The sequence below is a fragment of the Bacillus sp. FSL R5-0523 genome, assembly GCF_037975295.1.
Lineage (GTDB): Bacteria > Bacillota > Bacilli > Bacillales > Bacillaceae > Bacillus > Bacillus subtilis.
On the sequence record NZ_CP150251.1, the window covers coordinates 2,993,419 to 3,002,500 of the forward strand.

Sequence of the window (9,082 nt, forward strand, 5' to 3'; positions counted from 1 at the left end):
AGCCGCTTATACAGCGGCTTTTTCACATCATCGGCTTGATGCCCCAAATGTCCTTCGCATATTCCCGGATCGTGCGGTCACTGGAGAAATATCCAGAATGAGCAATGTTTACAATCGAACGCTCAGACCATTTCCTTCGCTCTCGATAATCAGCTTGAATTCGCTCCTGCGCATCTGCATATGAGCTGAAATCCTTCAGCACAAAATACTCATCATTATGCGGAAGCAGCGAGTCAAAGATCGATTCAAATTCATCTGCTTCTCCTTCAAAAAAACCATTGATCAGCTGATCCGCTACCTGCCTGATTCTTCTGTCATGCTGATAATATTCCCTCGATCTATAGCCGCCGTTTTCCTGATACGATAGAACCTCATCCGCCTTTAAGCCGAACGTGTAAATACAGTCAGGGCCCACCCGCTCAAGGATCTCGATATTTGCGCCGTCATGCGTGCCGATCGTCAAAGCCCCGTTCATCATAAACTTCATATTCCCCGTACCAGACGCTTCCTTGCTTGCGGTTGAAATTTGCTCACTTACGTCTGATGCCGGAAAAATTCGCTCAGCCATAGAAACTCTATAATTTTCTAAAAAAACAACTTTGATCAGCTGTTTGACCGCCGGATCATAATTGACTTTTTCTGCGACAGAATGGATCAGCTTAATGATTTTCTTAGCATAATAATAGCTTGGTGAAGCCTTTGCCCCGAAAATAAAGGTTTGCGGGTAGATTGAAAACCCCGAATCCTCCTTGAGGCGGTTATACAAATACATAATGTGAAGAACATTCAACAGCTGCCGTTTATATGCATGAAGCCGTTTCACCTGTACGTCGAATATGCTCTCAGGGTTCACAACCACCCCGGCCGTGCAAAAAATCAAATCGGCAAGCTCTTGTTTTTTCTTGCTTTTGTTGTTTTGAAACTGTTCAATAAATGCAGGATCAGAGGCGTACGGTTCTAAACGGATCAGCGATTCCGGTTGCTTGACCCATTCATCACCGATCGCCTCTGTAATGATGGCAGACAAGCCTGGATTCGCTTTTAACAGCCAGCGCCTGTGGGCAATTCCATTCGTCTTATTGTTAAAACGATTCGGAAACAGCAGGTGAAAGTCGCGCATCTCTCTTTCCTTTAATATATCGGAATGTATTTTTGCAACGCCATTTACACTGTAGCTGCCTACTATGGCCAGATGAGCCATTTTGACAACACCATGCGCTGTAATCGCCATGTTCTCTATCCTTTTCCAGTCTCCCGGATACTTTTCCCAAACTGCGCGGCAAAACCTCTCATTGATCTCTTCAATAATCATGTACATTCGCGGGAGCAGCGGCTTAAACAAATGAATCGGCCATTTCTCGAGCGCTTCTGACAATGTTGTATGATTTGTATAAGAAATCGTATGTACAGTGATATGCCAAGCTTCTTCCCAGCTCATGTTCTCTTCATCGAGCAAAATCCGCATCAGTTCAGGCACCGCAAGCGCAGGGTGAGTGTCATTAATATGAATGCTCACTTTTTTATGCAGGCCGGATAAAGATTTATGTGTTTTTCGGTAATTGTTCACAATGCTTTTTAAGCTTGCGCATACTAAAAAATACTGCTGCTTCAGCCGTAAAATTTTCCCCTCATCATGGGTGTCATCGGGATATAAGAATTCAGAAACCGCTTCTGTTTCTCGCTTATAAGACAAAATATTACCGCCGTGATAATGGGCATAGGGCTCGGCGTTCCAAAGCCTTAACGTGTTGACAGTGCCCGTTTCATAGCCGATGATCGGTATATCATAAGGAACAGCGGTAACAATTGTCGCTTGTTCGTGGCGAAAATGCAGGCGCCCGCTTTTTTCTGTCATATGGACTTCGCCCCAAAACGGCACGTCCACTGCTTGATCCGCATTCCTTACTTCCCATACGTTCCCGTTTTTCAGCCATTGCTCAGGCAGCTCCACCTGATGCCCGTCTACAATTTTTTGCTCAAACAAACCATGCTTATAACGTATGCCCATGCCGTGCCCAGGCAGGTTCAACGAAGCAAGCGAATCTAAAAAGCAAGCGGCCAAGCGCCCAAGTCCGCCATTGCCGAGACCTGCATCGTTCTCTATCTGAAGGATCTCCTCTAAATTGATGCCGATTTCCTTTAAACCAGCTTCTACAACATCACGAACACCAAGATTCATTAAGTTTTGCTCAAGGAGCTGACCGAGCAGAAATTCGATTGATAAATAATATGTCTGCTTCCCGGAATTTGATCTGCTTTTTTCATTCGTTTCGATCCAATCAGCGCTGATATACTCTCTGACCATATTGCCCAACGTTTTATATTGATCCAGCTTGGCAGAATCTTTAAAACTTTTTCCGCACGTCATTTCCAGACGCTTTAAAAATAAGTCTGCAAAGCGTTCTTTACTCGAGAACATCCCGTCCACTCCTTGTCACCTGCTCGAAAATACGCTGATACTCTTTAGCCGACTTCCCCCAGCTGTAATCTGCATTCATTGCGGTCTTCATGATGCTCTGCCATACATCCTGTTGGCGATAAAACGACAGCGCCCTTTCAATCGTAAATTTCAGATCATGCGCATTAAAGGCAGAAAACGTAAAGCCATTGCCCGTTCCCTCTTTCTCCTGATAGGCACGGACAGTGTCGTAAAGACCGCCCGTTTCCCTGACAATCGGAATGGCGCCATATTGAAGAGCAATGAGCTGCCCCAAACCGCACGGCTCAAATTTCGACGGCATCAAAAACATATCAGAGCCCGCATAAATTTGATGGGCTAGCGGCTCATCAAACCCGATATAAGCCCGGCACTTCTCATGAAAAGCAAATTCTGCATACCGGAAATAATCTTCAAATTCACGTTCTCCTGTACCTAGCACAACCAGCTGTATGTCTCGCTCCTCAAGAAGTTCGTGCATAATTCTGCGGACAAGATCAAGCCCCTTTTGTTTAGTGAGCCTTGTCACCATACTGATCAGCGGAATATCGTTTTTCTCTGGAAGCCCCATCCGCTGCTGAAGCTTCGTTTTGTTTTCCAGCTTGCATGCAAGATCCCCTGAATCGTATTGCGCCACTATATAAGGGTCGCTTTTCGGCTGATAGAACGTATCATCAATGCCATTTAATATGCCGGTTACATCATCTTCCCTATATTGCAAAACCTGTTCCAACTGCTCACCATAATACGGCGTCATGATTTCATTTCTGTAAGTGGGGCTCACAGTTGTCACATGATCAGCCGCAATGATGCCCGCCTTCATAAAATTAACAAATCCGTTGCATTCTAACCTTTCATAATGAAAATGATCCATCTCAAGACCCAGCAAGTCATGTGTGACATCAGGAGGGAATATGCCTTGAAACTGCAGGTTGTGGATCGTGAGCACGCTTTTCATCCGTTCATAAAAAGGATGTTTTCTGTACTCCTCTTTCAGCAAATAATTGACCATCGCTGTATGCCAATCGTGAGTATGAACAATATCGGCTTGAACATTCACAACTTTGGCAGCCTCCAGCACAGCTCTTGAAAAAAAGGCAAACCGCTCACCGTCATCATAATGCCCGTACAACGAATCCCTGTTGAAATAGTACTCATTGTCGATGAAATAATAATTCACATCATCTTCGGCCATATGTTCAATTCCGCAATATTGCTGACGCCAGCCGACAGCTACCGTACACTCTGCCTTTTTTTTCATACGCTTTTTCCACGGTTCAGGTATTTGTCTGTACTTCGGCAGCATCACAGCTACTTCATTGCCTAATCGTGCAAGTGCCTTTGGCAGAGCACCTGCTACATCGGCAAGACCTCCTGATTTAACAAATGGGGTGCATTCTGACACAGCAAATAATATCTTCAAGAATTCATCAGCTCTCCTTGCACCAAACCTTTTCTTAATACAAGCGGCTGGTCAGCTGTTCCAGCAGCTTCCGTCGCCTTGCCGATTTTAACGTCCTTATCAGAAATGACCTGCTCAAGAAGGCAATCCTCGCCAATCTGCGTTTTTTGCATAATAATACAGTTTTTCAGCTTCGTCCCCTTTCCGACATGGACCGCCCTGAACAAAATGCAGTTTTCAACCTCTCCTTCAAGCACACAGCCGTTTGCCACCAAAGAATTTTTGACAGTGCTGTGTTTTCCGTATTTCGTAGGCGGCTCATCCTTCACTTTTGTGTAGATAGGCTGCTGCGGCAAAAACACCTGCTGCCAAAAACGGGGCTGAATGAGTTCCATACTGTGGGTATAATATTTTTCCACCGAATCAATAACTGCGGCATAACCTGAATATTCATAAGGGCAAATGGTCAGAGCGGAAGCTTCCTTTTCAACAGCCTCCTGAATGGTTTTATAGCCTTTTTCACTATGTCCGTAGATCAAATCTTTTAAAAGTGTTGTAGACATGATATAAATTTGCAGCGACTGGCCGTCCTGAAATACCTCGGTGACATCGCAGCCAACCTCCTGATGGCGTTTCAGCACATATTGAAATTGAATGTTGCATACGGTATGGCTGTTGGAGATTACAGCATATTGCTGAGTGCTTCTGTGGAAGTAATCTAGATGGTCCGAAAACTGGCGAAAGGAACCGAATTCATCGTATTCGTGATGAAGATGGGGAGACGGGAAAAAAAAGAGGCCGTCCTTTTTCCGGTGCAAATCCCATTCCTTACCCGCGCCAAGGTGATCCATGAGCGAACGATAACGATACTTCGGAAAAATTGCAACACTCCTAATATCCGCATTCACCATGTTGGAAAGCATAAAATCAATCAGTCGGTACCTGCCGGCAAAAGGGATCGCCCCGAGCGACCGCTGTGCTGTTAAATCCTGAAGAGAATGCTTATATGTGGTTTCATCTATAACACCTAACATTTGATTATTGAACACTGACTCTGCCCCCTCTTCAGTAATTAAATCAATTCTTTTTCTACAAATTCCTCTGAAACGAGTAGCACCTCTTCAATGTCTTTTTCGGAGCGAATCACTGCGCCATCCGGCAGCACCATCCCATTAGGAACGATGGCATTTTCAATGACTACATGCTCCCCAATCGTCACATCCGGCATTATGACGGATGATGTAACAGTCGTATGCTTACCAACAGTCACACCTTGAAAAAGAACGGAGTGAGACACATTTCCATATACAACACAACCTTCGTTCACAAGCGAATCTTGAACCTGCGCATCAGATGAAATAAATTGCGGAGGCTGATTTGGATTGACGGAATAAATTTTCCATTTGCGTTCAAACAGCTTCAGCTCCGAGTCCTCTTTTAACAAATCCATATTGGCTTCCCACAAGCTCTGCACCGTTCCGACATCCTTCCAATATCCCTTGAACGGATAAGCAGAAAGCTTCTTTTTCTCCTCCAAAAGCAGAGGAATAATATCTTTGCCGAAGTCGTGGCTAGAATAAGGGTTTTGATCGTCCATCTCAAGATACTGTTTCAAAAGCGGCCAATTGAATATATAAATTCCCATTGAGGCAAGATTGCTCTTAGGGAATTTAGGCTTTTCATCAAAATGTGTGATCGTCCCATCTGGATTGGTCTTCATGATGCCGAACCGGCTTGCTTCCTCCCAGCCCACTTCGATGACAGAGATGGTCACATCTGCTTTCTTTTCAATGTGATAATCAAGCATTTTGCCGTAGTCCATCTTGTATATGTGATCTCCTGATAAAATCAGCACATACTCAGGATCATACTGATTCAAATAATTGAGATTTTCATAAATGGCGCTTGCCGTCCCTTTATACCATTTGACTTCTGATGACTCGGCATAAGGGGGTAAAACCGTCACGCCGCCATTATATCTATCCAGGTCCCATGCACTGCCGATCCCAATATAGGAATTCAGCTCAAGCGGCTGATATTGCGTTAAAATCCCGACTGTGTCTATGCCTGAATTAGAACAGTTGCTTAGGGTAAAATCAATAATCCTGTATTTTCCCCCGAAAGATACAGCCGGTTTGGCCATATTTTTTGTTAATCCGCTGAGACGGCTGCCCTTCCCGCCGGCAAGGAGCATGGCTACACATTGTTTTTTCATCTTTTTATCTCTCCTCTTTTTTTAACCGCCCGTAAAATCGAGATGCCGTAAGGGGGGATGGTCATCGTGATATAACACGGTTTATGATGAAGTGCTCCCTTTTTAGCCGATAATGGCTTTTTGTTGATTTGCCCTGAGCCTCCATATGTTTCACTGTCACTGTTAAGCACTTCAATGTATTGAGTAAAAAAAGGAACTCCAACATCATATTGATGATAGACCACGGGTGTAAAATTACAAATGATGACAAGCGCCTCACCGTGCTTTTTGCCATAACGAATAAAAGAAAAGATTGATTGTTCGTCATTATGGACATCAATCCATTCAAACGATTGTGCACGATGGTCATGCTCATAAAGGATTTTGCTTTTTTGATAAAAGCGGAGAAGATCTTGCGTAAAAACGCTGGCTTTCTGATGCATGGGGAAGGAGTCCAAAAACCAATCAAGCTGTTCTGTATCTTTCCATTCATCAAATTGGGCAAACTCTGATCCCATAAAGATCAATTTCTTTCCGGGATGCACTGTCATATAGCCCAGCAAAAGCCGATACTGGGCAAATTTCTGCCAGTAGTCGCCAGGCATTTTATTAAGAAGTGATTTTTTTCCGTATACGACTTCATCATGAGAAAACGGCAATACAAAATGTTCACTAAACGCATATAGTAATGAAAAAGAGATAAGCTGATGACAATGCCGCCTTTCTTCGGGCGGCGTCTCCATGTATTTCAGTACGTCATTCATCCATCCCATATTCCATTTATAATGAAAACCAAGCCCCCCTTCCTCAACGGCACCTGTCACTTGAGGCCATTCTGTAGAATCTTCCGCAATCATCATCACATGTGGATATGCCTCTCTCATGGTTTGATTGAGTTTTTTTAAAAAATCAACAGCATATGGATTCGTGTGGCGTTCATCCTGATTTGGCCAATACAAGATATTAGCCACTGCATCAACCCTAAATCCATCTATATGATAGAATTCCGCCCAGTACAACGCATTCGAAATTAAAAAACTATGAACTTCCGGTTTTCCCAGGTCAAAGTTTGCCGTGCCCCATAACCAGTTCTCCCGATCACGTTCTTCTTTGTATTCATAAAGCGGTTCTCCATCAAACATATAGAGTCCATGTGCATCTTTACAAAAATGTCCGGGGACCCAATCCAAAATGACTCCGATATTTTGTTGATGACATTCATCAACAAACTTCATCAGATCATGCGGCGTGCCAAACCTGCTTGTCGGGCTGTAATACCCCGTTCCTTGGTACCCCCATGAACGATCATATGGATGCTCATACACCGGAAGCAGTTCAATATGGGTAAACCCATGCTCCTTGATATAAGGGATAAGCGTCTGACTTAATTCTTTATAGGAATAATGCCTGCCATCAGAATGCTTCTTCCAAGACCCAAGATGCAGTTCATAAATGAAAACAGGTTTTTCATACAGGGTCTTAGCCTTCTGTTTCTTTTGCCATTTTTGATCTTGCCAGCTGTACCCTTCCAAATCGTAAGTAAGTGACGCTGTGTTTGGTCTGACTTCTGAATAAATAGCGTATGGATCTGCCTTCAGCCTGATCTCACCGTTATTCGTCACAATTTCGTATTTATATCGTTCCTTTTCTCCTATACCTGGAATAAATAACGTCCAAATGCCATTATCATTCACTCTGTGCATCACATGCTCTTCTCCAGACCAGCTGTTAAAATCTCCAGCCACTCGTACTTCCGACGCATGAGGCGCCCACACACAGAATTCATATCCGCTTTTGCCATTCAGCTCGCGGTAATGCGAGCCAAACAGCTGATAGCTTTTAAACAGACTGCCTTCGTGAAAAAGATAAACATCATGTGCTGTCGGGCTGGCAGTGGCCATGTAATCATCCTTTCTGACATCATAGTTTTCATTTATAGTATTTATTCGAAGAAATAAAAAAAAGCCCTTTCCTGAAAGCGCTTATACTTATAGACAATTAACTTCATTTTCTGAAGAAAAACGAAATATATGGAGATTTTTGTAGCCTGTTTTTAAAATAAAGAACAAAATCTAAGACATATCATGATTTAGAAAACAAAAAAACCTTGCAGGATATGCAAGGCTTCTGGATGACCCGTACGGGATTCGAACCCGTGTTACCGCCGTGAAAGGGCGGTGTCTTAACCGCTTGACCAACGGGCCGATAATTATTATATCTGTAATCATATGGCGGAGAAGGAGGGATTTGAACCCTCGCGCCGCTTACACGACCTACACCCTTAGCAGGGGCGCCTCTTCAGCCACTTGAGTACTTCTCCATTTGGCTCCACAGGCAGGATTCGAACCTGCGACCGATCGGTTAACAGCCGATAGCTCTACCACTGAGCTACTGTGGAATACAAAAGTCATGGTGGGCCTGAATGGACTCGAACCATCGACCTCACGCTTATCAGGCGTGCGCTCTAACCAGCTGAGCTACAGGCCCATGACGATATAGAAATGGAGCGGGTGATGGGAATCGAACCCACGACATCAGCTTGGAAGGCTGAGGTTTTACCACTAAACTACACCCGCAATTTTTATTTGGGGCGATTGATGGGAATCGAACCCACGAATGCCAGAGCCACAATCTGGTGCGTTAACCACTTCGCCACAACCGCCAAAATATAATGATAAATGGTGGCTCGGGACGGAATCGAACCGCCGACACACGGATTTTCAGTCCGTTGCTCTACCAACTGAGCTACCGAGCCTAAGTATTTAAATGGCGGTCCGGACGGGACTCGAACCCGCGACCTCCTGCGTGACAGGCAGGCATTCTAACCAACTGAACTACCGGACCATTTTAAAATTTGGTTGCGGGGGCAGGATTTGAACCTGCGACCTTCGGGTTATGAGCCCGACGAGCTACCGAACTGCTCCACCCCGCGATGATTAGGAATATGTATGGCGGAGGAAGAGGGATTCGAACCCCCGCGGGCTTTGACACCCCTGTCGGTTTTCAAGACCGATCCCTTCAGCCAGACTTGGGTATTCCTCCGTATAGT

Annotated in this window: 5 protein-coding genes and 11 tRNA genes (1 of these 16 cut by a window edge); all 16 read right to left on the bottom strand. The window is 44.5% G+C overall.

Features of this window, described 5'->3' with window-relative positions:
• Nucleotides 1–22: 22 nt before the first annotated feature.
• Nucleotides 23–2,419, bottom strand: a complete 2,397-nt coding sequence (gene glgP / locus NYE53_RS15360) for a glycogen phosphorylase GlgP (RefSeq protein WP_339245494.1) — start codon at nucleotides 2,417–2,419, stop codon at nucleotides 23–25.
• Complete coding sequence (gene glgA, locus NYE53_RS15365) at nucleotides 2,406–3,860, bottom strand: glycogen synthase GlgA (protein WP_339245497.1); 1,455 nt, start codon at nucleotides 3,858–3,860, stop codon at nucleotides 2,406–2,408. Before glgA ends, glgP begins: the two co-directional genes overlap by 14 nt.
• The gene (gene glgD, locus NYE53_RS15370) at nucleotides 3,857–4,888 is read right to left on the bottom strand and encodes a glucose-1-phosphate adenylyltransferase subunit GlgD (RefSeq protein WP_021480380.1); all 1,032 of its coding nucleotides are present in this window, start codon (nucleotides 4,886–4,888) and stop codon (nucleotides 3,857–3,859) included. Before glgD ends, glgA begins: the two co-directional genes overlap by 4 nt.
• Nucleotides 4,889–4,911: 23 nt before the next feature.
• Nucleotides 4,912–6,054 (bottom strand): glucose-1-phosphate adenylyltransferase, encoded by a 1,143-nt coding sequence (locus NYE53_RS15375; protein ID WP_339245498.1) that lies wholly within the window; start codon nucleotides 6,052–6,054, stop codon nucleotides 4,912–4,914.
• Nucleotides 6,051–7,934: a 1,4-alpha-glucan branching enzyme gene (gene glgB / locus NYE53_RS15380; RefSeq protein ID WP_339245501.1), complete on the bottom strand. Its 1,884-nt coding sequence runs from the start codon at nucleotides 7,932–7,934 to the stop codon at nucleotides 6,051–6,053. The genes NYE53_RS15375 and glgB overlap by 4 nt, the downstream gene beginning before the upstream one ends.
• A gap of 231 nt (nucleotides 7,935–8,165) precedes the next feature.
• A tRNA-Glu gene (locus tag NYE53_RS15385) sits at nucleotides 8,166–8,237 on the bottom strand.
• Nucleotides 8,238–8,262: 25 nt separating this feature from the next.
• Nucleotides 8,263–8,353: transfer RNA gene (locus tag NYE53_RS15390), tRNA-Ser, on the bottom strand.
• A gap of 3 nt (nucleotides 8,354–8,356) precedes the next feature.
• Nucleotides 8,357–8,431 (bottom strand) — tRNA-Asn (locus NYE53_RS15395).
• A 12-nt stretch (nucleotides 8,432–8,443) separates the two neighbouring features.
• Nucleotides 8,444–8,520: transfer RNA gene (locus NYE53_RS15400), tRNA-Ile, on the bottom strand.
• Between the two features lie 15 nt (nucleotides 8,521–8,535).
• Nucleotides 8,536–8,609 (bottom strand) — tRNA-Gly (locus NYE53_RS15405).
• 10 nt (nucleotides 8,610–8,619) lie between these two features.
• Nucleotides 8,620–8,695: transfer RNA gene (locus tag NYE53_RS15410), tRNA-His, on the bottom strand.
• 17 nt (nucleotides 8,696–8,712) lie between these two features.
• Nucleotides 8,713–8,788, bottom strand: a tRNA-Phe gene (locus NYE53_RS15415).
• A gap of 12 nt (nucleotides 8,789–8,800) precedes the next feature.
• A tRNA-Asp gene (locus NYE53_RS15420) sits at nucleotides 8,801–8,877 on the bottom strand.
• 11 nt (nucleotides 8,878–8,888) lie between these two features.
• Nucleotides 8,889–8,965 (bottom strand) — tRNA-Met (locus NYE53_RS15425).
• A 17-nt stretch (nucleotides 8,966–8,982) separates the two neighbouring features.
• A tRNA-Ser gene (locus NYE53_RS15430) sits at nucleotides 8,983–9,075 on the bottom strand.
• A 6-nt stretch (nucleotides 9,076–9,081) separates the two neighbouring features.
• A tRNA-Ile gene (locus tag NYE53_RS15435) sits at nucleotide 9,082 on the bottom strand (it continues 76 nt past the right edge of the window).